26 protein-coding genes are annotated in these 23,666 nt (G+C 59.8%); 14 read left to right on the top strand and 12 right to left on the bottom strand.

All coding sequences use genetic code 11. The features are described 5' to 3' along the window. Positions 1 to 2: 2 nt before the first annotated feature. From GOV53_RS16735 to GOV53_RS16725, 3 genes are all read right to left on the bottom strand, one after another. A complete protein-coding gene (locus tag GOV53_RS16735; protein WP_170468493.1) occupies positions 3 to 827 on the bottom strand; it encodes an arginyltransferase in 825 nt (274 codons plus the stop codon). Between the two features lie 77 nt (positions 828 to 904). Continuing rightward, positions 905 to 1,336, bottom strand: coding sequence for an RDD family protein (locus tag GOV53_RS16730; RefSeq protein ID WP_170468491.1), 432 nt, complete (start codon positions 1,334 to 1,336; stop codon positions 905 to 907). A gap of 65 nt (positions 1,337 to 1,401) precedes the next feature. Then, positions 1,402 to 1,824: a DUF2852 domain-containing protein gene (locus GOV53_RS16725; protein WP_170468489.1), complete on the bottom strand. Its 423-nt coding sequence runs from the start codon at positions 1,822 to 1,824 to the stop codon at positions 1,402 to 1,404. Positions 1,825 to 1,972: 148 nt separating this feature from the next. Here GOV53_RS16725 and GOV53_RS16720 point away from each other — a divergent pair, with 148 nt between their 5' ends. Genes GOV53_RS16720 through GOV53_RS16700 form a run of 5 tightly spaced genes read left to right on the top strand, consistent with a single transcriptional unit; the run spans position 1,973 to position 7,187 of the window. Next, entirely contained in the window at positions 1,973 to 2,362 is a 390-nt protein-coding gene (locus GOV53_RS16720) for a nuclear transport factor 2 family protein (protein WP_170468487.1), read from the top strand. Continuing rightward, positions 2,359 to 5,148, top strand: a complete 2,790-nt coding sequence (locus GOV53_RS16715) for a glutamine-synthetase adenylyltransferase (RefSeq protein WP_170468485.1) — start codon at positions 2,359 to 2,361, stop codon at positions 5,146 to 5,148. Before GOV53_RS16720 ends, GOV53_RS16715 begins: the two co-directional genes overlap by 4 nt. Beyond that, on the top strand, positions 5,135 to 5,407 hold the full coding sequence (locus GOV53_RS16710) for a hypothetical protein (RefSeq protein ID WP_170468483.1): 273 nt from the start codon (positions 5,135 to 5,137) through the stop codon (positions 5,405 to 5,407). Before GOV53_RS16715 ends, GOV53_RS16710 begins: the two co-directional genes overlap by 14 nt. A gap of 38 nt (positions 5,408 to 5,445) precedes the next feature. Then, entirely contained in the window at positions 5,446 to 6,648 is a 1,203-nt protein-coding gene (locus GOV53_RS16705; RefSeq protein ID WP_170468481.1) for an RSP_2647 family RNA methyltransferase, read from the top strand. Continuing rightward, positions 6,645 to 7,187 (top strand): RSP_2648 family PIN domain-containing protein, encoded by a 543-nt coding sequence (locus tag GOV53_RS16700; RefSeq protein ID WP_170468479.1) that lies wholly within the window; start codon positions 6,645 to 6,647, stop codon positions 7,185 to 7,187. The genes GOV53_RS16705 and GOV53_RS16700 overlap by 4 nt, the downstream gene beginning before the upstream one ends. A gap of 107 nt (positions 7,188 to 7,294) precedes the next feature. Here the strand turns inward: GOV53_RS16700 and GOV53_RS16695 are convergent, their stop codons facing one another. Then, positions 7,295 to 7,984, bottom strand: a complete 690-nt coding sequence (locus GOV53_RS16695) for a M48 family metallopeptidase (RefSeq protein WP_170468477.1) — start codon at positions 7,982 to 7,984, stop codon at positions 7,295 to 7,297. Between the two features lie 214 nt (positions 7,985 to 8,198). Between GOV53_RS16695 and trhA the strand changes: the two genes are divergently transcribed. After that, a complete protein-coding gene (trhA, locus tag GOV53_RS16690; protein WP_170468475.1) occupies positions 8,199 to 8,867 on the top strand; it encodes a PAQR family membrane homeostasis protein TrhA in 669 nt (222 codons plus the stop codon). A 3-nt stretch (positions 8,868 to 8,870) separates the two neighbouring features. Here the strand turns inward: trhA and GOV53_RS16685 are convergent, their stop codons facing one another. The 5 genes from GOV53_RS16685 to GOV53_RS16665 all read right to left on the bottom strand — a co-directional run bounded on the left by GOV53_RS16685 (position 8,871) and on the right by GOV53_RS16665 (position 13,010). Next, entirely contained in the window at positions 8,871 to 10,055 is a 1,185-nt protein-coding gene (locus tag GOV53_RS16685) for a vWA domain-containing protein (protein WP_170468473.1), read from the bottom strand. A 3-nt stretch (positions 10,056 to 10,058) separates the two neighbouring features. Further along, the gene (locus GOV53_RS16680) at positions 10,059 to 10,229 is read right to left on the bottom strand and encodes a hypothetical protein (RefSeq protein ID WP_170468471.1); all 171 of its coding nucleotides are present in this window, start codon (positions 10,227 to 10,229) and stop codon (positions 10,059 to 10,061) included. A 3-nt stretch (positions 10,230 to 10,232) separates the two neighbouring features. Beyond that, positions 10,233 to 11,603, bottom strand: coding sequence for a DUF2927 domain-containing protein (locus GOV53_RS16675; RefSeq protein ID WP_170468469.1), 1,371 nt, complete (start codon positions 11,601 to 11,603; stop codon positions 10,233 to 10,235). Continuing rightward, entirely contained in the window at positions 11,600 to 12,049 is a 450-nt protein-coding gene (locus GOV53_RS16670) for an N-acetyltransferase family protein (RefSeq protein ID WP_437436801.1), read from the bottom strand. The genes GOV53_RS16675 and GOV53_RS16670 overlap by 4 nt, the downstream gene beginning before the upstream one ends. A 115-nt stretch (positions 12,050 to 12,164) precedes the next feature. Next, complete coding sequence (locus GOV53_RS16665; RefSeq protein ID WP_170468467.1) at positions 12,165 to 13,010, bottom strand: AAA family ATPase; 846 nt, start codon at positions 13,008 to 13,010, stop codon at positions 12,165 to 12,167. 372 nt (positions 13,011 to 13,382) lie between these two features. On the opposite strand from GOV53_RS16665, the gene dksA reads away from it, so the two are divergent. Next, positions 13,383 to 13,805, top strand: coding sequence for an RNA polymerase-binding protein DksA (dksA, locus tag GOV53_RS16660; RefSeq protein WP_170382828.1), 423 nt, complete (start codon positions 13,383 to 13,385; stop codon positions 13,803 to 13,805). 70 nt (positions 13,806 to 13,875) lie between these two features. Continuing rightward, positions 13,876 to 15,027, top strand: a complete 1,152-nt coding sequence (locus tag GOV53_RS16655; RefSeq protein ID WP_170468465.1) for an FAD-dependent monooxygenase — start codon at positions 13,876 to 13,878, stop codon at positions 15,025 to 15,027. Between the two features lie 4 nt (positions 15,028 to 15,031). On the opposite strand, the gene xth is transcribed toward GOV53_RS16655, so the two are convergent. Both xth and GOV53_RS16645 read right to left on the bottom strand, forming a co-directional pair. After that, a complete protein-coding gene (gene xth / locus GOV53_RS16650) occupies positions 15,032 to 15,811 on the bottom strand; it encodes an exodeoxyribonuclease III (protein ID WP_170468463.1) in 780 nt (259 codons plus the stop codon). Positions 15,812 to 16,092: 281 nt separating this feature from the next. Continuing rightward, entirely contained in the window at positions 16,093 to 16,416 is a 324-nt protein-coding gene (locus GOV53_RS16645; protein WP_170468461.1) for a HesB/IscA family protein, read from the bottom strand. 76 nt (positions 16,417 to 16,492) lie between these two features. On the opposite strand from GOV53_RS16645, the gene GOV53_RS16640 reads away from it, so the two are divergent. After that, complete coding sequence (locus tag GOV53_RS16640) at positions 16,493 to 17,635, top strand: deoxyguanosinetriphosphate triphosphohydrolase (protein WP_170468459.1); 1,143 nt, start codon at positions 16,493 to 16,495, stop codon at positions 17,633 to 17,635. Here GOV53_RS16640 and GOV53_RS16635 read toward each other — a convergent pair whose 3' ends face one another. Next, on the bottom strand, positions 17,636 to 18,187 hold the full coding sequence (locus tag GOV53_RS16635; RefSeq protein ID WP_170468457.1) for a hypothetical protein: 552 nt from the start codon (positions 18,185 to 18,187) through the stop codon (positions 17,636 to 17,638). 130 nt (positions 18,188 to 18,317) lie between these two features. Here GOV53_RS16635 and argS point away from each other — a divergent pair, with 130 nt between their 5' ends. From argS to scpB, 5 genes are all read left to right on the top strand, one after another. Continuing rightward, positions 18,318 to 20,063 carry an arginine--tRNA ligase gene (gene argS / locus GOV53_RS16630; protein ID WP_170468455.1) on the top strand — a complete coding sequence of 582 codons (1,746 nt, stop codon included), beginning with the start codon at positions 18,318 to 18,320 and terminating at the stop codon, positions 20,061 to 20,063. An 88-nt stretch (positions 20,064 to 20,151) separates the two neighbouring features. Then, a complete protein-coding gene (locus GOV53_RS16625) occupies positions 20,152 to 21,216 on the top strand; it encodes an SPOR domain-containing protein (protein WP_170468452.1) in 1,065 nt (354 codons plus the stop codon). Further along, positions 21,213 to 22,220, top strand: coding sequence for a beta-N-acetylhexosaminidase (gene nagZ / locus GOV53_RS16620; RefSeq protein WP_170468450.1), 1,008 nt, complete (start codon positions 21,213 to 21,215; stop codon positions 22,218 to 22,220). Before GOV53_RS16625 ends, nagZ begins: the two co-directional genes overlap by 4 nt. Further along, complete coding sequence (locus tag GOV53_RS16615) at positions 22,210 to 23,004, top strand: segregation and condensation protein A (RefSeq protein ID WP_170427778.1); 795 nt, start codon at positions 22,210 to 22,212, stop codon at positions 23,002 to 23,004. Before nagZ ends, GOV53_RS16615 begins: the two co-directional genes overlap by 11 nt. Beyond that, complete coding sequence (scpB, locus tag GOV53_RS16610) at positions 22,997 to 23,653, top strand: SMC-Scp complex subunit ScpB (protein WP_437436800.1); 657 nt, start codon at positions 22,997 to 22,999, stop codon at positions 23,651 to 23,653. Before GOV53_RS16615 ends, scpB begins: the two co-directional genes overlap by 8 nt. Positions 23,654 to 23,666: the final 13 nt, after the last annotated feature.

The raw sequence follows: 23,666 nt of genomic DNA, 5'->3' as shown, positions 1-23,666 counted from the left end.
TGTCAGCCTTTGGTGGGGTGGCGGTCCGGCAGTTGAATGCTGGCCACCTGTTCCGCGATGGGGGCAGTCGAAAGCGGGTGGTGGCTGGAGTCCGTCAGATCGGACGGGTTGTTCACTCGGATCCATTCACCCTGGTAGTAGGCCTCAAGCCCGGAGAAGCGGGCTTTGTAGCCCATCTTCGGGCTGCCCGGCACCCAGTAGCCAAGATAGACATAGGGCAACCCGGCCTCGCGCGCGATGTCGATGTGATCGAGGATCATATACGTACCCAGCGAGTTTTGGGGCTGCTGGGGGTCGTAGAACGAATAGACCATGCTGAGCCCGTCATCGAGTACGTCCGTGAGGCTGACGCCGATCAGGCCTCCGGTCTCGGGGTCGGCATATTCCACGACGCGGCTGCGGATCGGGGTTTCCTCGATCATCGCTGCGAATTCAAAGACGTCCATATCGGCCATGCCGCCGTCTGCGTGGCGGGTGTCCAGGTACCTGCGGAACAGTTCGTATTGTTCATCCGTGGCCCAGGGCGAGTTCGCCCTGCGCTGAAGGTAAGAATTGCGCTTGGCCGCGCGTTTCTGGCTTTTGCTGGGACGAAAGGCCGAAACATCGATGCGGGCCGACAGGCAGGCCGCGCAATCTGAACAGGATGGGCGGTACAGGACGTTTTGGGATCGGCGAAACCCTTGCTGCGACAATGAGTTGTTCAGCTGGTCCGCACCTTCGCCCTGAAGGGCAGTGAATAGCTTACGCTCCATCCGGCCCTCAAGATAAGGGCAAGGCTGTGGTGCCGTCACATAGAACTGTGGCGCGATTGGCAGCGTGTGTCGCATGAATGTCTCGTGTCTCCTGGGATCGGATGATAGCAACCGATCCCGAAACCGCCAAGTGATTCACGCTGTTGAATTTTTTACGCGCGCTGGTTGATCATGACCGTTCCAAGGAACGCGTCGGTAAGGCCCTGGCCGCGTGCGCTGGTCAGCATCATGATGACCGAGATCACCTGAATGACGGGGAAGGCCATGGAGACAAAGTATCCCGCCGTATGCGCCACTGCTTTGCCGAAATCCATCCGCGATCCGAATGCGTCGCGCAGTTCGATCCCCATAAACCGCATGCCCAAGGTGGCCGAACCGCTTGTGATGGTCACAACGCGATAAACAAAACTGACCACGGCATAGATCAGGGCCAGGACGAAAAAGCCCAGACCAAAGGTCAACAGGATGGCGACTGTACACAGCAACGAGATAAAGGCGATGTCGAACAACCAGGCAATAAAGCGTTTGGTTGCGACGGACTGATAGAACTCAGGCTGTCTGTCTGGGTCGGGCAGGTGGGTCATTCGGTGCTTTCCGGGTGAGAATTTTGGACACCCTGTCCCGAAATGCGGGACAGGGCAAGGATGGCTTAGGCGCGTTCGCCGTTTTCGGGCTCATCATGGTTTTCACGGGCGCGTTCATCCATGAACTGGTCGAACTCGGCCTTGTCCTTGGCCTCGCGCAGGCGGCGCAGGAAGGCCTCAAAGTCCTGTTGCTCGCGCTCCAGGCGGGCCAGCGTGTCGGCCTTGTAGGCGTCAAAGGCGCTGTTGCCCGAGGGTTTCATCGCGCTCATTTGGCTATGCCAGGATTTGCGGCGGCTGCAGGATTTGCTGAACATGCGTTTGCTCCAGATCATATAGGCCAGAAGAGCCAGGCCGACGGGCCAGAAGAAGATGAAACCAAGGACCATGGCGGCGATCCAGGCCCCTTTGCCCTTGTCATCCATCCAGGCTTCGGCACGGTAGAGCCACCCCGGATTTTCAGGGACGGCGTGGTCGGACAATGCGGTCATTTGGGTTCTCCGGGTTTGATGTAAATTGCGTTCACATTGTCTAGATGGGAACTGAAACGGGGGTTGCAAGGGGTCAATGTGAAAATGATTTACATTTTGCGACTTTTGAGGCGTTGACCTTGCTCTGGAACAGGCGCACTTTCCGCCTATGCAACATGTTGAAAACACGTCCCCTCCGACGATTGATGAGATTTTGAGCCTCGAAAAACAGGTTTGGGCAGCGCTAGTCGACGGCAACGCCGCCGCTGATCGCGCCTTGCTAAGTGCGGATTTTCTGGGGGTGTACCCGACCGGGTTTGCCAACCGGGATGACCATGTGGGGCAGTTCGCCGACGCCCCGACCATGTCCGACTATAAGCTCAGCGAAACGCGCTTGCGGGTGCTGACCCCGGACATCGTTCTTTTGACGTATCGCGCTGATTACCAGCGCCCAGGTGCCGAGGGTTGGGAAGCGATGTTGATTTCGTCCCTGTGGGAACGGCGGCATGATGTATGGGTGAACAGTTTTAGTCAGGATACCCCGGTGGAGAGTTCATGAGCGGCCCTTTGTCCATTCAGCGGCTGCCGCGAGCATTTGACGTATCTTTGGGTAATGAAGCGCGTGCCGCAGTTGGTGGGATAACCGCCCAGCAAGGTGAGTTGATTGCCGGAACAGCCGGGTCGAGCCCGTATCTGAAAGGTCTGATCGACCGCGAAAAGGATTGGTTGGCCGAAGCCCTGCAGCAGCCCGATGAGGCGTTGGCTGCTGTTATGCAGGCCGCCCAAGCGTTGCCGGCGGATCAATTGAAGCCAGGCTTGCGGTTGGCCAAACGACGCATGGCATTGCTGACCGCGCTTGCTGATCTGGCTGGTGCGTGGCCTTTGGAAAAGGTGACGGCTGCGCTGACCGATTTTGGTGCCTTGGCCGCAGATGTCGCGGCCAAGGCCGAAATCGCCACTCTGATCCGGCGTGGAAAACTGCCGGGGATGGGGCCGGACGATGTCGAAACGGCCGCCGGGATGATCATTCTGGCCATGGGCAAGATGGGCGCGCATGAGCTCAACTACAGCTCGGATATCGACCTGATCGTCTTGTTCGATGAGACGCGGTTTGATCCGGATGACTTTTACGACGCACGTCACGGCATGGTGCGGGCGACGCGCAATTTTTGCGCAACGCTCAGCGACAAGACGGCGGACGGGTACGTGTTCCGCACCGATCTGCGTTTGCGTCCTGATCCGGCGGTGACCCCGGTGTGCATGGCGGCAGAAGCCGCCGAGCGGTACTATGAAAGCCTGGGCCGCACCTGGGAGCGTGCGGCCTATATCAAAGCGCGCCCCTGTGCGGGTGATTTGTCCGCCGGGCAGCGTTTTCTGGACACGTTGCGCCCCTTTGTCTGGCGGAGGCATCTTGATTTCGCCGCCATTCAGGACGCCCACGACATGCGGCTGCGTATTCGTGAGAACAAGGGAACCGGGGGCACACTGACAATCCCAGGCCATGACATGAAACTGGGGCAGGGCGGCATTCGTGAGATCGAATTTTTTACCCAGACCCGTCAATTGATTGCAGGCGGCCGCGACTCCGATCTGCGTGTGCGCGGCACGGTGCCGGGATTGGCGGCGCTGGCGGAAAAGGGGTGGGTGCCGGAGGACGTCGCCGAAAAGCTGACCGATCATTACCGCACCCATCGCGAGGTCGAGCACCGAATACAGATGGTTCATGACGCCCAGACCCACAAGGTGCCGCAATCGCCAGATGGGATCGAACGTGTCGCCTGCCTGATGGGCATCGACGCGACGCAATTGACCGACGACCTGACCCGCCGCCTGACAGAAGTACACGAACTGACCGAGGGGTTTTTCGCCCCCGGTGCCTCGGCTCCGGCGGGGGTTCCAGCAGTGGAGTTCGACCAGAAGGTTATGGCCCGCTGGACGACATACCCCGCCTTGCGCTCGCAGCGAGGTGCGCGGATTTTCGAACGCCTCAAGCCCGAACTGCTGTCGCGCCTTGCCAAAACCGCCCAACCGGACGAGGCGCTTCGGGCGCTGGATGGCTTTCTGTCGGGCTTGCCCGCAGGCGTACAGCTGTTTTCTTTGTTCGAGGCCAACCCCCATCTGATTGACCTGCTAATCGATATCGTTGGTACGTCTCATGCCCTGGCCGCGCATCTGTCGCGCAATGCTTCGGTATTCGACGCAGTGATCGGCGGTAGCTTCTTCTCGGACTGGCCGGGGCAGGCTGTATTGCAGGCGGATCTGGATGAGGCGCTGTCGCAAGAAACCGACTACGAAAGCCAGCTGGATCTGGCCCGCCGCTGGTGCAAGGAATGGCATTTCCGCGTCGGGGTCCACCACCTGCGCGGCCTGATCAACGGTGAGCAGGCCGGGCAGCAATATGCGGAATTGGCCACTGCAGTGATTGCCGCCATCCTGCCGCGTGTGTCCGACCAGTTCGCCCTGAAACACGGTCCTGCGCCCGGTCGCGGGGCCACTGTGCTGGGCATGGGGTCACTTGGGGCGGGGCGGATCAACTCGCAATCCGATTTGGATATGATCGTGATTTACGACCCATTGGATCAGGAGATGTCCGACGGGCCGCGCCCTTTGGCCACGCGCACCTATTACGCGCGCTTCACGCAGGCGCTGATCACGGCACTGTCCGCACCCATGTCGCAAGGGCGGCTGTACGAGGTCGATATGCGCCTGCGCCCCTCTGGCAATCAGGGGCCCGTTGCGACCAGTTGGGCCAGCTTTACCAACTATCAGCAAAACGAGGCTTGGGTGTGGGAGCATCTTGCCCTTACGCGGGCCCGCGTGGTTGCGGGTGAAGCCAGTCTGGCCGCTGATATTGAGGCATTCCGTGCAGGTTTTCTGTCTCAGCCAAGGGACCATCACAAAGTGCTGCGCGAAGTTGCTGAGATGCGGGCGCGTCTGGCAGCCGCCAAGTCTCCGGCCGGGATTTGGGACGCCAAAAACGGTGCTGGCCGAATGATGGATATTGAACTGATGGCGGAAACCGGCGCTTTGCTGTCCGGTAATCCGCAGCGCGACGTGCATTCCGGTCTGGCCGGTGCCGTCGCTGCCGGGTTGCTGGACGTCGCGCAGGCACAAACTCTTAAGGAGTGTTATGACCTATGCTGGTCCGCGCAATGCGCCGCGCGCCTGTTGTCTGGGAAGGTTATCGAAGCTGACAAGATCGGCGAGGGTGGATCGGCCTTCCTGTGCCGGGCCACAGGCTTTGAACAGGTCGGACAACTGCAGGGCGCGTTGCAGGAGAGTTACGACACTGCTGCCCAGATCATCGGCAGCGTGATCAAGGGGGAAGACGATGGCGCAGAGTAAAGACCCGAACGATCACAAGGGGTTGATCCGCGAAGCGTACCGGATCGAGGGGATCACTCTGCCCGAGTGCCGCAGTATCTTTCTGGATTGGGCGCTGAGCCTGCCGCCAGAGCGAGACCAAGCGCAGGCATTGATTGACTTGCACGCCGCCTATTCTCAGCAAGAGGCCGATCATCCGATGACGCAGGTGCTGGCCGAAGGGCTGCAATCCGCCAAAGCACCCAAACGCCGGGGCGGTTGGCGCTCGCGCGACCGCTAGGGCTTTTCCCTCGGGGCGTTCGCGACTATGAGGGCGTCATGACCCAATCTGCCGACCGCCCCCGTATCCGCCTGAAACCCAAAGCCAATGCGCGCGGCCTGCGCCATGGGTTTCCTTGGGTTTATGCCAACGACATCGTCACCGACCGGCGGACCCGCAAAATCCCGGCAGGCGCGCTGGCGGTGCTGGAGGATGAGAAACGTGCGCCGATCGCTTTGGTCGCCGTGAATCCGGACTCCAAGATCATGTGCCGCGTGCTGGACCGTGATCTGGACGCGGAACTGGATACAGCTTGGTTCGAAACCCGCCTGCGCCACGCGCTTGAGATGCGGGAGCGTCTGTTCGACGCGCCATACTATCGCCTGATCCACGCCGAGGCGGACGGCTTTCCCGGCGTCATCATCGACCGCTTCGGCGATGCCTGCGTGATCCAGCCCAATGCCGCCTGGGCCGAGGCACATCTGGACGCCCTAACGGACGCGGTGGTCGCTGTGACCGGCGTTACTACCGTGCTGAAAAACGCCTCAGGCCGGACGCGCGGGCTTGAGGGGCTGGATGACGAGAATGTCACCCTGCGTGGCACAGCACCGGACACACCGCTTCCCGTGCCGATGAATGGCGCAACCTACATGGCCGACCTGACAGGCGGTCAGAAGACCGGTCTGTTCTACGACCAACGCCCCAATCACGCCTTTGCCGCGCGACTGGTCCAACCGGGCGCGCAGGTGCTGGATGTGTTCAGCCATGTAGGCGGCTTCGGATTGGCCATGCTGGCGGGCGGCGCAGGACAGGCGCTGTCGGTCGACGGCTCGGCCGCGGCCTTGGCGCTCGCGAGTGAGGGCGCAAAGGCCTCTGGATTCGCGGATAAGATTCAAACCCGCCATGGCGACGCCTTCGACGTTCTGACCCAGCTTGGCGAAGAAGGAGCGCAATTCGACGTCGTCATCTGCGACCCCCCAGCTTTTGCACCGTCAAAACAGGCGCTGGACGCGGGCCTGCGCGCCTATGAACGGATCGCGCGTCTAGCCGCTCCTCTGGTCAAACCGGGCGGCTATTTGGGCCTGTGCTCCTGTTCCCACGCGGCCGATCTAGGTCGCTTCCGTGATGCATCCTCACGCGGGATTGGACGCGCCGGACGACAGGCACAACTGATCCACACGGGGTTCGCCGGGCCAGACCACCCGCAATTGCCGCAACTTGCAGAAAGCGGATACCTCAAAGCCGTGTTCTACCGGCTGTGAAGGCGGTTCTGGACACCTGCGTCATCTACCCCACGGTGATGCGAGAGATGCTGCTGGGCGCTGCCAAACTGGGCCATTTCACGCCCATTTGGTCCGCGCGCATCCTCGAAGAATGGGCCCGTGCCGCGCGCAAACTCGGCCCCGAGGGCGAAGCGCAGGCCCGCGCCGAAATCGCATTGGCACAAGCCAACTGGCCGAAATCACAGCGGCCAGCAGCCGAGAATCTGGAACAGCGCCTCTGGCTGCCGGACAGCGCCGATATCCATGTTCTGGCAACGGCGGTCGCGTCGTCTGCTGATATGATCGTCACAGTAAATGCCAAGGACTTTCCCAAGAACATTCTGGCCGAGGAAGGGCTGGACCGTCGCGACCCCGACAGCCTGCTGCACGGGTTCTGGCTGTCTGACCCCGAAGGTATGGCAGACACGGCACACCGCGTGTTGGCTGAGGCCAACCGCCTCTCGGGCGATCAATGGACCCTGCGCGCCCTTATGAAAAAAGCCCGCCTCCCAAGGCTCGGCAAGGCCCTCACCACCTAAGGCCGGATCCAACTTCATCTGGCTAAAAATATCTCGGGGAGCCGCCATTGGAAGCGCTATTGGTCCGAGCGCCAATGGCGGCGGGGCTGGCCCCTCGCTGCCCAGACTTAACCATCCGTACCCCAACGCCGCTCAAGCGCTTCAAGCGCCGCAATTCGTTCGTCGGTCTTGGGATGGCTCATCAGCCAGGCGGGGACAACGCCAGCGCGCTGCTCGGTCAGGTCTTCAAGCTTGTGAAACAGCGATTTCTGAGGCCCGATCCCAATACCTGCTTTGGTCAACAGCGCCGCTGCGTATTCATCCGCCTCATACTCATCACCGCGTGACAGACGCGAAGCCAGTAGATGCGTCAGCATATTCGCGATCCACGCGCCGATGAACGGAATGAAACGGTTCATCAGTATCATCAATGCTGTCCGCAATGCGTTCTGACCCGAAAAATCGATCATCCTGCGCCGCGCGTGACCCAGCGCCACATGCCCTAACTCATGAGCGATCACGCTGGCCATCTCCTCGGCCGAGACCTCGCCACTGCGAAACTTGCGATAAAAGCCTCGCGTGATGAAAATACGCCCATCCGGGGCTGCCAGGCCGTTCACCGGGTCGATCTCATAGATATAGACGGGCACACGATCGATCCCGAGCGCCGCCGCTAAACGGTCGGTCATCCGCTTCAGGGCGGGGTCGGCCAGTTCGGTTGATTTTTCGTCCAACTCCCGATGAGTGCGCCAGACAGAGATCCGGTACATCACGATAGCATAGGCGATTGCCAGCAGAATGGGCGTCAGGCGAAGCATGATCCAAATATGGTTCCGGGCAGGGGGATAGGCAACCGTTTCACAGGTAATTGTCCGGCAAAAGAGTAAGTCGAAAACCGCCAGCAACTGTTCGGATCTTCAATCGGTCGCTAATACAGGAACGAACAGCCGCAATGATCACTATGTCGTCACAGTATGAAACACACAGGCTTCCAACCTTGCCGGGGATGGGGCCGGGCAATAGCTTTGTATTATGTGGTCTTTCGCCGATATCCGTCCGGCCTACAGCCGCGCTGAGCGCATCAGTGATGGTGTGGTGCATGTGATTGGGATTGCCGCTGCCATCGTCGCCGTTCCGTGCCTGATCGCGCTGACGGCCCAACACCGCACGGAGCCATGGGTAGTTTTGGGGGCCTCTGTTTATGGGTTCACGCTGCTTTTGATGCTGTCCTTTTCGGCTCTGTACAACATGGTGGAGTCCGAGAGGTGGGGATACCTGTTGCAGCGGCTGGATCATTCTGGGATTTATGTAAAGATTGCAGGTACCTATACGCCGTTCATTATGTTGTCGGGCGCGCCGGCAACTGGCCTTTTGATCGGGCTTTGGTCTTCCGCAACGCTTGGTTCAGTGCTGAAGATGATCGACCCGCATCGGTTCCGCTGGATAGGTTTGGCACTATACGTTTTGATGGGCTGGGCCGCTGTTTGGGCCGGGCATTCGCTGCTGGCTGACCTTTCGCAACCCGTCGTGGTGCTGATGATCACGGGTGGCATCGTCTATACTGCCGGAATTGCGTTCTATCTTTCGGACTGGCTGCCGTTTCACAACACCATCTGGCATGTCTTCGTTTTGACCGGCAGCGTGTTGTTTTTCCTTGCGGTTTCGTTCCGCATCGCCTGGGCGCCAGTGCTGCAAATCTAAGCCTCAACGCGTCAGTTCGCGCATGCCCTGTTCCAACCCGGCCAGAGTCATCGGGACCATGCGGTCCTCGAAAATCTCGCGGATCATGCTGATGGAATGGGTGTATTCCCAGTATTTCTCGGGCACCGGGTTGATCCACAGGTTCGATGTCCACTGTTCGCGCGCGCGCTGCAGCCAGACCTGTCCGGCCTCCTGGTTCCAGTGCTCATTCGCTCCGCCGGGATAGGCGATTTCATAGGGGCTCATCGAAGCATCGCCGACGAAGATACACTTGTAGTCGGGCCCATAGGTGCGCAGCACCTCATGGGTTGGGGTCTGCTGATCCCAGCGGCGGACGTTGTCGCGCCAGACGCCTTCGTAAAGGCAGTTGTGGAAATAGTAGTATTCCAGATGCTTGAACTCGGTCCGTGCGGCCGAGAATAGTTCTTCAACGACCTTGATATGCGGGTCCATCGAACCGCCCACATCCAGAAACAGCAGCACTTTGACCGCGTTGTGACGCTCAGGTCGTGTTTTGACGTCCAGATAGCCGTGTTCGGCGGTGGCGCGAATGGTGCCGTCCAGATCAAGCTCATCGGCCGCGCCCTCGCGCGCCCAGCGGCGTAGGCGTTTCAAAGCGACCTTGATGTTGCGCGTCCCAAGCTCAACCGTGTCGTCCAAGTTCTTGAATTCACGCTTGTCCCAGACTTTGACCGCCCGTTGGTGGCGGCTTTCTTTTTGGCCAATCCGAACGCCTTCGGGGTTGTACCCATAGGCCCCGAACGGAGACGTCCCGGCCGTACCGATCCATTTGTTTCCGCCCTGATGGCGACCTTCCTGATCCTTGAGCCGCTCGCGCAGCGTTTCCATCAGTTTTTCAAAGCCGCCCATGGCTTCGATCTCGGCTTTTTCTTCGTCAGACAGGTGTTTCTCGGCCATCTTGGCCAGCCACTCAGCGGGGATGTCCACGGCTTCGAGCACCTGATCGAAACTGATCTCTTCCAGACCTTTGAAACTGGCGGCAAAAGCCTGATCGAACTTGTCGATATTCCGTTCGTCCTTCACCATCGACACGCGGGCGAGGTAGTAGAAGGCTTCGACATCATAGGTGGCCAGGCCCTTTTTCATCCCCTCCAGAAAGGTCAGGTACTCGCGCAGTGAGACAGGAATTCCAACTTTGCGGAGGTTTTCGAAAAAGGGCAGAAACATCGCTTACACCACCAGTCGAACAAGGATGAGCGACAGGACAAGACCAACAAGCGCAAAGGCGATGCCGTAGCCTGCTGCGTATTGGGCCATATCCGCGCCGCTGCCATTGCGTTTGCGTGCCGTCAGCGCCCCCAGGATTGCGCCCAGAATTGCCATTCCCATTACTACGACCATGCGTTACCCGCCTCTGTTGTTGGTGGTCGGAGCTTCGGCAACTTCCTGCATCAGCGACCGTACCACGACGTCCGAGCCAAAGCCGTATCGCGCCCATGCCAGACTGTCCAGCCTGACGGAACGTGCCTGTTTCGGACGTCCGGCCTGATTTAGCGCTTCGGATTTCAACAGCAACAGCGTCGCCAGTTGCGAGGCATTTTCCGCACGTGTCATGACCGCGATTGCCCGGTCCAACTCGGGCAGGATTTCAGGCCCTTTTCCCTGCGCCAGAGCAAAGGCCGCCGTTTGCGTCGTCACATAGGCCTGATGGATGTCCGTACCTGGCGTTGCGCGCAGATACTGCATGGCAATCTGGTACTGCTGCAGCGCTTCTTGCGGGTCGTCGAATTGCGCCATGCGGCCAAGGATATAGTGTGGATAGGCGCGGCGGTGGTCTGTCCAGCCCTGTTCTTTCCCGATCTGCGCCGCCCGTTGCGCGGCTTTCATTCGGGTGCGTGCGCTGGATCTTGAACCCAGTGATTTCTGGACCGTGTTGATCCATTCGCGCGGCGTGGCCGAGACCTCTTGCGCGGGCAGCGCATCTCCGCGCGGGTTCAACCTGCTGAGAATGGTGGGCAGCGTGGCCTGCACTTGTTCGCGGGTCATGCCGCTGCGCAGTTCCGGTGCATAAGCCGTGCGCAGGATCAGCATGTCGAAGCCGGTGAGAATGGTGTGAATATTGTCGTCGTTGAACACCGAGTCCGGCAAGCGGTAGAGGTCGTTCAGCGGCCCAAGCGCTTGTGCCAGTTCTTCGTGCAGACAGTCGCGCTTTTCCTGTGGGCTGGCATCATAGGGGATGAAAATACCCAGACGTTCGCGACTGCGCAGCGCGGTCCAGCTGCTTTTGCGTTTGCGACGATCCTTCCGGTACTCCTCAAAGCTCGAGGCGTTGGGCACCACGAAACAGGCAGCTTGCGGCAGGATGCGTTGGATCTGCTCTTGGCTAACGGCCTGGATCGTGATGTTGGCCTGTTGGTCTGCGGGGATCTGTTTGATGTCGATCTCTGCTTCGCGCTGCAGGCGACCCAAAAGGTGCGTCAGATCGCGCTGCATCGACGGTGTAGGTGTCCCGGTCAGGCGCACGGTGATCGGTGTTTCGAACCGCGTAAAGACGGGCAGGGTGGTTCCGCCCTCAAGCGCGAAGTGCAACGAAATGAAATCCGCCGCGATGTTCTTGTTTGATCGGGCCGGAGCCACGGGGCGCGTGGCCGAGAACGCCTTGGCCGGAGGCAACTGCGCCTCGATCACACGCACGCGGGTCTGCGGCTCGGGCGTCTGAACCGAGGTGCACCCGGCCACTGCCAAGCCAAACAGAAGCGCGGCCCAGCGGATCATGGGCGTTGATACCGGATGAAGGGTGTTTGCTTGCCAATGCGGTCGTACAGCTTACGCGCCGTGTGGTTGGAATCCTGCGTCAGCCAATAGACCGAGGGCGCACCCTGCCGGTCACCCTCGTCGTACACCGCCTGGATCAGGGCTCGACCGACACCTGTGCCGCGCGCTTCGGGCCGGGCGTACAGGTCCTGCAGGTAACAGACGCTTTCTTCTTTCCAGGCATGACGGTGAAACAGGTAGTGGGTCAGCCCCACCAACTGGCCATCCGCCTCGGCCACGAAGCATGAGAAATCGTTGGGATCATTCCCCAGCAAGCGCGCGAAGGTGCTGTCATAGGTCTGATCGGGCACCGTAGTTTCGTAGAAGGCCAGATAATCGCGCCACATTTCGGCCCATTGGGCGCGGTCTGAGAGCTGTAGTGCTCGGATCGTGAGGGTGTCAGGCAAAAGGTGGCTCCTTAGTCGTCGGGTTGGAATGCCCGACAACGCCGGACGGCCCTGCCGCCAATGCTGACACCCGGCACCCCGCAAGGCAAGCGGGGATCACCGAGTGTTCATTTTCTCAGCGTTTGCTGCGTGCCATAAAGGCCAGACGCTCGAACAGGTGAACGTCCTGTTCGTTCTTCAGCAGCGCGCCATGGAGTTTGGGCAGGGCGTTTGCACCGTCGCGCTTGAGGTCTTCGGCCGTCAGGTCTTCGGCCAGCAACAGCTTTAGCCAGTCCAGCACTTCCGAGGTCGAGGGCTTTTTCTTCAAGCCCTGCGTTTCTCGGATTTCGTAGAATTGAGTCAGAGCCGTTGTCAGCAATGCGTCCTTGATGCCCGGGTGGTGGACCTCGACGATCCTGCGCATGGTCGTCTCGTCCGGGAAACGGATGTAGTGGAAGAAACACCGCCGCAGGAACGCATCGGGCAGTTCTTTTTCGTTGTTCGAGGTGATGATGACGATGGGGCGGTTCTTGGCCCGGATGGTCTCGCCGGTTTCGTAGACGTGGAACTCCATCTTATCGAGCTCTTGCAACAGGTCGTTTGGAAACTCGATATCCGCTTTGTCGATCTCGTCGATCAGCAGAACAACTTTTTCGTCAGCATCAAACGCCTGCCAAAGCTTGCCCTTGCGGATATAGTTCGACACGTCGTGCACACGCTCGTCGCCCAGCTGGCTGTCGCGCAAGCGGCTGACGGCGTCATATTCATACAGGCCCTGCTGTGCGCGGGTGGTGGACTTCACGTTCCACTCGATCATCTTCAGCCCAAGCGCGCCCGCAACCTGTTTGGCCAACTCAGTCTTGCCGGTTCCGGGTTCGCCCTTGACCAACAGTGGCCGCTCCAACGTAACGGCAGCATTTACCGCGATGGTCAGGTCATCGGTTGCAACATACTCGGCTGTACCTTGGAAACGTGCGGTCATGGGCCCCTCATTCAATATCGCGCGGCATCTGTTCTTGGGGTTATAGCGGGGCGAAAAATTTGACAAGGCAGGTCGCTGCGTCGTGTCCGGCAAAATTGATCAGCGACTCCAAGGCCTTTGGTTGATTCGCGGGTTGGAATCGGGTCCCGCACATTCGTGATCGCCGTAAAAAAGCCCGCTAAATTCCACAGAAAAACAAGGTTTTCTTGTTGTAAGTCTCATATTTAGACAATTCAGCATGACGCTGCGTGGGGCGACGTTTGCATAGTGACATTCCCCGCGTCGTCGGATAAATGCAGCGCAGAAGGGGATTGCCGCATGTCAGGTGAAGGTAAGGTGACCGGCGTTGCAGGCCACACCGAGGGAGCAAAAATGAAGCAGGAAGTATTTCTGCCCGAGGATTATCGTCCAGCCGAAGACGAACCATTTATGAACGACAAGCAGCTGGAGTATTTTCGTCGCAAGCTGCTGGACTGGAAGAATGAACTTTTGGCAGGCAGCCGCGACACGATCGAAGGGCTGCAAGACAACACCCGTAACATTCCGGACGTAGCAGACCGCGCAAGCGAGGAAACAGATCGCGCGTTGGAACTGCGCACCCGGGACCGGCAGCGTAAGCTGGTCGCCAAGATCGACTCGGCCCTGCGCCGGATCGATGAAGGCGAATACGGGTACTGTGAGATGACGGGTGATCCGATCTCGCTGAAACGTCTGGATGCGCGCCCGATCGCGACCATGACGCTTGAGGCGCAAGAGCGTCACGAGCGCCGCGAGAAGGTCCACCGCGACGATTGATCGCTGGAAAATCACAATTTCTTAAACGCCGGGGCCTTTCGCTCCGGCGTTTTTGCGTTAAGCCGGGGGGATGAAAATCAACGGTCTGAAATTCGGCGTCATCGGTGGCGGCATAGGCGGCATTGCGGCGGCATTGGCGCTGCAGCAGCGCGGTGCCCAGGTCACGGTTTTCGAACAGGCCGCTGAATTAACCGAAGTTGGCGCGGGTCTGCAGATCAGCGAGAACGGAATGGTCGTCCTGCGCGCCCTAAACGTTGTGGGCGACACACCTGAGGCGGGATTGCGGTCCTACGGAACGGTGTTGCGCGATTATCGGGCCGGCCGGTCTGTCAGCGAAATTCCGGCACCGGCTGCTGGATCGACCTACTATTTTCATCGGGCCGATTTGTTGGGATTGCTGCACAAGGCAGCACTTCGGGAAGGTGTCGAATTTCGGCTGGGCGCACAGGTTGCACAGGTGCACAAGCATCCATCCGACGCCGAAATTGTTCTGGAGGACGGCACCAGATTTAGCGCCGATTGTGTGATTGCCGCCGATGGCGGACGTAGCCAAATCCGCGCTGACCTGAACGGACCCGAAGCACCTGAATTCACACATCAGGTGGCCTGGCGGGCCACGATCCCCTGGGCGCGCCGCGATCTGAAACCGTGCGCCGTTTTGACCATGGGGCCGGGGCGGCATGTGGTGACATACCCTTTGCGCGACCATACATTGATGAACATCGTTGCGATCGAAGAGCGGTCTGACTGGCAGGAGGAAGGCTGGAACAGGCGCGGCGACCCCGAGGATTTGAGGGCGCGATTTTCTGATTTCGGCGGACTTGTCGGGGAAATCCTCGAACAGGTTCAGGAACCTAACATCTGGGCCTTGTTTCTGCGTCCTGTTGCGCAAACATGGCAAAACGAACGGATCGCTCTGCTTGGCGATGCGGCCCATCCGACGTTGCCCTTCATGGCGCAAGGCGCCTGTCTCGCCCTGGAAGACGCATGTGTTCTGGCCCGTGCATTTGACGACCAATCGGGCATTCAGCAAGCGTTGGAGATGTACGAATCCCGCCGCCGCTCTCGAGCCAAAAAAGTGGTCGCAACTGCCGGGGCAAATGCCCGCAATTTCCACCTGCGTGGCCCGATGCGGTTGGCGGCGCAAGCGGCGCTGATGGCGATTGGTCCGCGATTGTCGCGAAAATACGAGTGGATCTACAGCTACGACGCAACCGCCTGAGCGGTCACAGGTCCAGATCGACCCAGACCGGGACATGGTCTGACGGTTTTTCATGCCCTCGTATCTCGGCATCGATGCGGCAATCGCGCATCAGATCAGCGGCCTGCGGTGTTAGCAGGAAATGGTCGATGCGAATGCCGTCATTTTTGTTCCAAGCCCCGGCCTGATAATCCCAAAAGGAATAGTGTTCGGGGCCTTGGGTGACGGCTCGAAAAGCTTCGGTAAAGCCAAGGTTCAGGATCTTGCGGAACGCAGCCCGGCTTTCCGGACGAAACAGGGCGTCCTCGCGCCACGCATCGGGGCGCTTGGCGTCTTCGACTTGCGGGATGATGTTGTAATCCCCTGCCATAAGAGCGGGTTCTTCACTGGCCAGCAGATCGCGGGCTCGATCGTATAGACGCTCCATCCATGCCAGCTTGTACTCATATTTCGGGCCGGGCACAGGATTGCCGTTGGGAAGGTACAAGCCGCAAATGCGAAGCGCTCGCTTGCCGATTACGGTGGCTTCGATCCAGCGCGCCTGCTCGTCCTCGTCGTCACCAGGCAGACCGCGGGACACGTCCTCCAACGGAAGCTTCGAAAGGATCGCGACCCCGTTAAAGCTCTTCTGACCATGTGTTTCGACATTGTATCCGCGGTCTTCAAACAGTTCGCGCGGGAAGTTTTCGTCGACCGATTTGATCTCTTGCAGCAGCACAACGTCGGGCTGCGCGTCGTCCAGCCATCGCGGCAGAGCCTCGGCCCGCGCTTTGACACCGTTGATATTGAACGTAGCGATTTTCATGCGCGATCCTCCGAAACCTTGTTGCAACCTATCGCGCAGATCCAGCCCAGCGGCAAGGCGGATAGCCGGGTTGCGAGGCTCTGCCTCGCGCTCCGGGATATTTTTGGCCAGATGAAGAAACGGATCGTTAACCAATGGCAGCGAAAACAGTTGAGCGGTACAGGCGGGGACGCCGATGACCGCGCCAGGTGAAGCTCTCCGGCGTCACGGTCGGAGAGCAGATCCCTGCTTCATCTGGCTGAAAATATCCTGGGGGTGTGGGGGCAAAGCCCCCGCCGGCGCTACATCGAAAACGAGGTACCGCACCCGCAAGAGGAGGTGGCGTTGGGGTTATCGATCACAAACCGCGCACCGATCAGTTCTTGGGTAAAATCGATCACGGCATTTTCAAGAAACGGCAAGGACACCGAGTCGACGATGACTTTTTGGCCTTTGCCTTCCAGCACAAGGTCATCTTCTTTTGGCTCGTCCAGCGCGATTTCGTATTGAAAACCGGAACATCCGCCGCCTTCGACGGCAACGCGCAACGCTTGACCCTGCTTCGCCGCGCCGATCTCGGCCAGGCGTTCAAAGGCGCGTTCTGTGACTGTCGGAGGCAGATTCATGCCGGACTCCAAAGGTTTATTTCCCGATCAGGCTACAATATATGAAAGCTTAGGACAGGCGACAAGGACAAGACCTTTGGAAAGAGCGGGTTTTGCCTCGGACCCCAATCGCGCGAGGGGGCGGTTGGTGCCAGAGGAGGAGAGCAGTTTCAGGTCATGCTTTCAGCGTGATCGGGACAGGATCATTCATGCCAGTGCCTTTCGGCGGCTCAAACACAAGACGCAAGTCTTTGTCGAACATGAGGGCGACAGTTACCGAACGCGTCTGACACACTCTATCGAAGTGGCGCAGGTTGCGCGTACGATTGCGGGGGCTTTGGGTCTGAACCCGGAACTGACCGAGGCTGTCGCCTTGGCCCATGATCTGGGGCACACCCCGTTTGGACATACCGGCGAAGACGCGTTGCACGCGCTGATGCAACCTTATGGCGGATTTGACCACAACGCGCAGGCCATTCGGATCGTGACCAGGCTGGAGCGCCACTATGCCGAGTTTGATGGTTGCAACCTGACCTGGGAATGCCTGGAAGGGATCGCCAAGCATAATGGCCCCGTCCTGGGGGATTTGCCCTGGGCCTTGGCCGAATGCAATGAGGGTTTCGATCTCGAACTGCACACGCACGCCAGTGCCGAAGCGCAGGTTGCCGCGCTGTCAGATGACATTGCCTACAATAATCACGATCTGTTGGATGGGTTGCGGGCGGGGCTGTTTTCTGATGATGAAATCCGGCAATTGCCGATTGTTGGCGACTGCTACGCCGATGTGGACCGAAAGTACCCGGGGCTGGACTCGTATCGCCGCCGGCATGAGGCATTGCGGCGGGTCTTTGGCGTCATGGTGTCTGACGTGATCGACACTTCGCGCGATTTGATCGCCAATTCGGGTGCGCAGAGCGTCGAGGATATTCGCAATCTGGGCTATCCGGTGATTCAGTTCTCGAACGGCCTATGGGCGCAACTCAAAGAGATTCGCGCTTTTCTGTTTAACCGGATGTACCGTGCACCCAGTGTTATGGAAGTGCGTGCAACGGTCAGTACGGTCGTTGAAGAGTTGTTTCCGATCTATCTGAACGATCCCAAACAAATGCCGGCCCGATGGCATGAGGATATCGAAGCGTCCCGGGACGAGACCGCGCTGGCTCGGATCGTGTCGGACTATATCGCGGGTATGACGGACCGGTTTGCGCTGCAGGATCATGCAAGGCTCACCGGTGCCTGATCACTCGATCCCGATATAGGCCAGCGCCCAGACCTGCTGCCCGGCCTGTTCCGAGGCCAGGTCTTCGTCATCGGTCGGCGGGAATACGATCATGGTCGGGCCGTAGCCGCCGATGCCCATTGGCGCCCCGTCCGCATGGGTTGCGACGATGGGCTGGTGGGCGGCAATACTGTCCCAAGTGATTTCGGACTGATAGCCGTCCATCGCCATCGGTTTGGCGGTTTTTCCTTCGGCCCCGGCCATAGTCATCAGGTCGGATAGTCGGGGCCCGGAAAAGGCGATGTCGCGCTGATTGTCTTCGGGGCCGTAGGGAATGGTGATCTCGACCTGCTCCAACCCGTCCAGCATGGTGGCATCGAAACCGGCGGCCCCGCTATGCTGGACCTCCAGGAACCCAAGCAGGCCGCCGTCGTTTTCGCCGCGAGCAGGCAGGTTGGTTTCTGTGACTGCTCCGCCAAGGGTCAAAAGCACATGTCCTTGGGGCGCGGGCATCTCCGCCCAGAGCGGTGCGGCTGAAGTCAGGACAAAGGCGAGGGGCAGGGCAAGGCGCATGGGGGCTCTCCGGTTGGAATTTCCGCCGAGCTTAGCCGGGTTTATCGCTTATCCAAGCCTAAACTGATGGCTTCCATTGACCTTGCCGTGATGCGTGGTAAACCGCCGGGCAAGCAAAAGGACATCCGAAATGAACCTGTTTTCCGAGATCCGCGGCCTCGTTCTGGACGCGCTGGCACAGATGCAGTCCGAAGGCGCTTTGCCCGAGGGGCTGAGCTTTGACAACGTGGCGGTCGAACCGCCGCGCGATGCCGCACATGGCGACATGGCGACCAACGCGGCGATGGTGCTGGCGAAACCGGCCAAGATGAAGCCGCGCGACATTGCCGATGTTCTGGCCGGGAAGCTAGCGGCGGATGACCGGATCACCAGTGCCGAAGTAGCCGGACCGGGCTTTTTGAACCTGCGGCTAGCACCATCCGTGTGGCAGAGCGTTCTGGCTGCTGTGCTTGAGAAGGGCACCGACTATGGCCGCTCGACCATGGGGCATGGCCAGAAGGTGAACGTTGAGTATGTCTCCGCTAACCCCACAGGTCCTTTGCATGTCGGCCATACGCGCGGCGCGGTGTTCGGGGACGCTCTGGCGAGCTTACTGGCCTATTCGGGCCACGACGTGACCCGGGAATATTACATCAACGATGGCGGCGCGCAGGTCGACGTTCTGGCGCGGTCCGCGTACGAACGCTACCGCGAAGCCAATGGCCTGAGCCCCGAGATTGCCGAAGGTCTGTACCCCGGTGATTACCTGATCCCGATCGGTGAGGCGCTGAAAGAGAAATACGGCGACAGCCTGATCGACAAGCCAGAAAGCGAGTGGCTGGAAGAGCTGCGCAACTTTGCCACCGACGCGATGATGGACCTGATCCGTGCCGACCTGAAGGCGCTGGGCGTTGAGATGGACATCTTCTTCTCGGAGAAATCGCTTTATGGCACAGGCCGGATTGAGGCTGCGCTGGAGTCTCTGACCGAAAAGGGCCTGATCTATGAAGGCGTGCTGGAACCGCCAAAGGGTAAAAAGCCCGAGGATTGGGAGCCGCGCGAGCAGACACTGTTCAAGTCGACCGAGCATGGCGATGACGTCGACCGCCCGGTCAAGAAATCGGACGGTAGCTGGACCTATTTCGCACCGGATATCGCCTATCACTATGACAAGGTGACCCGTGGCTTTGATGCGCTGATCGACGTGTTTGGTGCCGACCACGGTGGCTATGTCAAGCGGATGAAGGCGGCTGTGTCGGCGCTGTCCGACGGCAAAGTGCCGCTGGATATCAAGCTGACTCAGCTGGTGAAGCTGTGGAAGAATGGCGAGCCGTTTAAGATGTCCAAACGTGCCGGGAACTTTGTCACCCTGCGCGATGTGGTCGATCAGGTTGGTCCCGATGTGACCCGTTTCGTTATGCTGACCCGCAAGAACGACGCGCCGCTGGATTTCGATTTCGACAAGGTGTTGGAACAGAGCCGCGAGAACCCCGTTTTCTACGTGCAATACGCCCATGCCCGCGTGATGAGCGTTCTGCGTCGCGCCGCCGAGGCAGATATCGCCACAGATGACGCCACCCTTAAAGGGGCCGATCTGGGCAAGATCGACCACGCCTCGGAACTGGCTGTTGCGAAGAAGCTGGCTGAATGGCCGCGTCTGGTCGAGATTGCCGCACGCACCAATGAGCCGCACCGCGTGGCCTTCTACCTGTATGAACTTGCTGGCGATTTCCACGCGCTGTGGAACAAGGGCAATGATGAGCTGTCGCTGCGTTTCATTCAGGATGGCGATGTTGCCACAAGCCAGTCGAAAATCGCATTGGCCCGGGGTGTTTCTGTTGTGATTTCAGCGGGCTTGGGTATTCTTGGCGTCACTCCGGCGCAGGAGATGCGGTAACTAACACCGCCCGACGCACCGGTACGAGGTAGGCAAGAAATGACCCGCGCGCCTTATTTTCTGGCGCGATACGGGCGGTGAGGCGGACATGGCGAATTACGATTACTCGGGGCAAATGCGCCCCGAGGAGATGCATTACACGAATCAACCGCATCCTCAGGATGGGTATGATTATTCCGATAACTTTCACGGGTATGAACAGGCACCTCGCGGGGCCGGGTTGGGCCGTATTGTCAATGTCATGGGCGCAGTTGCGTCTCTGGCACTGGTCGCTGGGATCGGTGTCTGGGGTTACAAGCTGGTGATGCGTGATGTCAGCGGCGTTCCCGTTGTGCGTGCCATCGAAGGGCCCATGCGTATTCAGCCAGAGAACCCCGGCGGCACACCTGCCGACCACCAGGGGCTTGCCGTCAATGCCGTTGCAGCGGTTGGTACGGCAGAAGCTCCGGCGGATCGCCTGATCCTTGCGCCGCGCCCGGTATCCCTGACCGAAGAAGACACGCCAATTGAGCCATTGAAACCCACGCAGGCTGTGCACGTGGTCGAGGAAGAGATCTCGGATCAGGAAGCGGCTCAGCTGCGTCAGAACACCGTGGACGCTTTGGTTGCTGAACTGGCGGGTGAGGCCGCGAAGCCCGAAGTGCCGACAGAGCAGGGCGTGCAGCTGGCCTCGTTGGCCTTGCCCGAGGAAGAACCCGCCATTGACCCCGCCGATCTGGCTGCTCAGTTGCCGGACCCAGAACTGGCCGCCTTGCCGGGCGTGCGCAGGTCGCTGCGTCCGATCACACGACCCGCGCGAACCACGCCCAGTGGGATCTCTGCCAACAGCAACACCGAAGCTGCGATCAACGCCGCTGTGAAAGCGGCCGTTGGACTGGACGTTGACCCTAATTCTCTGTCCAAGGGGACACGCTTGGCGCAGTTGGGGGCTTATGAAAGCTCGGACATTGCGCTTGCGGAATGGGATCGTCTGAATGGCCGGTTTGGCGAATATATGGATGGTAAACAGCGCGTTATCCAGAAAACCTCAAGCGGTGGACGCACCTTTTATCGTCTGCGTGTTCTCGGGTTCGAAGATTTGAGTGACTCGCGCCAGTTCTGTGCAGCGCTTGTAGCGCAGGGAGCGGACTGTATTCCGGTGAGCGTGCGGTGACATTCGGCGCTGCGATTACCGATGCCGAAGGCCTGCGCCTGACATCCGAAGAAAAGCGATTGTTCCGCCAAATGAACCCGTTCGGGTTCATTTTGTTTGCGCGCAACATCGATCGCGCCGATCAGGTGCGTGCCCTGTGCGACGATTTCCGCGAAGCGGTCGGGCGCAATTGCCCGATCACAATCGACCAGGAAGGAGGCCGTGTGCAGCGTCTGCGCGCCCCTTTGGCCCGCGAATGGATGCCGCCGCTGAACCATGCCGGGCGCGCCGGGGATCAGGCGGAACGCGCGATGTACTTGCGCTATCGTCTGATCGCGCAGGAGCTGTTCGAACTGGGCATCGACAGCAACTGCGCCCCGATGGTCGATCTGGCGCGGGACGAGACGCATCCGTTTCTGAAAAACCGTTGCTATGGTGCTGACCCCAAACTCGTTTCCGGGATTGGTCGGGCCGTGGCCAAGGGACATCTGGACGGCGGTGTACTGCCCGTTTTGAAACATATGCCGGGTCACGGGTTGTCCACGCTGGACAGCCACCACGACCTGCCACATGTGGACCTGACCCAAGACCAGCTTGAGCAGGCAGATTTCGCCCCGTTCCGGGCGCTGAATGATCTGCCGATGGGGATGACCGCGCATCTGGTCTATGACCGGATCGACCCACAGCCAGCTACAATTTCACCGACAATGATCGGCCTGATCCGCGACAAGATCGGGTTCGACGGGTTGATCATGACCGATGATATCTCGATGAAGGCGCTCAGCGGTGCACCAGAGGAGATCGCCCGACAGGCGTTGAATGCAGGCTGCGACGTGGTTTTGCACTGCAACGGGTCTTTTGAGGCCCGCGCCAAGGTGCTGAATGCCGCCGGAGAGATGTCCGAGCAGGCGCAGAAACGCGCAGAAAAGGCGCTGGCGATGCGACAAAAGCCTGCGGAACTTGACATCCAAGCCGCCGAGGCGGAACTATCTGCCCTAATGGGCGGGCAGGTATATGAACGATAATCTATTCAGCGAAGACCCGGTCTCGGTCGCGGATCGTCTTGCGGCCGAAGCGCTGATCGTTGACGTCGACGGGTTCGAAGGCCCTCTGGACGTTCTGCTGACCTTGTCGCGGACGCAAAAGGTCGACCTGCGGAAAATCTCGGTTCTGGCGCTGGCGCAGCAATACCTGGCCTTTGTCGAAAAGGCGCGGGCGTTGCGGATTGAACTGGCCGCCGATTATCTGGTGATGGCCGCCTGGCTTGCCTTTCTGAAATCGCGCTTGCTGTTGCCGCCCGACCCGGATGACGAAGGTCCCTCGGGCGAAGAACTGGCCGCACACCTTGCGTTCCAGTTGGAGCGTCTGCAGGCCATGCGCGACTCTGCCGCGCGTTTGATGGCGCGGGATCAGCTGGGGCGTGATTTCTTCAAACGCGGGCAGGGCGAAGACGTCACCCGCATCCGCACCGTAACCTACTCCGCCACGTTGCTGGACTTGATGCAGGGCTATGCTCGGATCCGGACCCGTGACGAATTCCGCCCCTTTGTCATGGATCGCGACGCCGTATTCACCATGGAACAGGCGCTTGAACGGATGCGGCCGCTGATCGGGTTCGCGGGCACCTGGACGGATATGGAGACGTATTTGCCCGACGGCTGGGATGCTGATCCGGTGCGGCGGCGCTCGGCCACGGCGGCGACCTTTGCGGCCTCGCTGGAGCTGGTGAAAGAAGGACATATGGAGATCAAGCAAAGCGACACCTTTGCCCCGATCCATCTGCGTAAGAGGACTGACACACGTGACTGACGACACGCAAGACGAAGGCACCGGCACCCTGTTCGAAGCGCCCCCATTGGCCGAACAGGAACGCATGGTCGAGGCCGTTCTGTTCGCCAGCGCCGAACCGGTCACGATCGCCGATCTTGAGGCGCGGATGCCTCATGGCAGCGATGCGGCGCAAGCGGTTGAAATGCTTCAGAAACGCTATGAAGGGCGCGGTGTTCGCGTCGTTCGCGTGGCGGACGCGTGGGCCTTTCGTACCGCCCCGGATCTGGGGTTCCTGATGCAAAAGGAAACGGTTGAGACCCGCAAACTGAGCCGTGCAGCGATCGAAACGCTGGCCATTGTAGCCTATCACCAGCCCTGCACACGGGCCGAGATCGAAGAGATCCGCGGCGTCTCGGTCTCGCGCGGGACGATTGATCAACTGCTCGAGATGGAGTGGATCAGGCTGGGCCGTCGCCGCATGACACCCGGCCGCCCGGTCACCTTTGTTGTGACGCCCCAGTTTCTGGATCATTTCGGGCTTGAAAACGCCCGCGATCTGCCGGGCCTAAAGGAACTTCGCGCCGCCGGATTGCTTGAGAACCGGCCACCGCCGGGTACCATCCCGCTGGGCGAGGGGCGTGATGACGAAGAAGATGAAGATCAGACCGAGCTTTTCGAGGAAGAGTGATCAAGCGGCCCTT

The sequence above is a fragment of the Ruegeria arenilitoris genome, from assembly GCF_013035315.1.
GTDB classification, from domain to species: domain Bacteria; phylum Pseudomonadota; class Alphaproteobacteria; order Rhodobacterales; family Rhodobacteraceae; genus Ruegeria; species Ruegeria arenilitoris_D.
The sequence above is the reverse complement of the archived record's forward strand: the minus strand, read 5'-3'. Positions and strand labels throughout refer to the sequence as shown.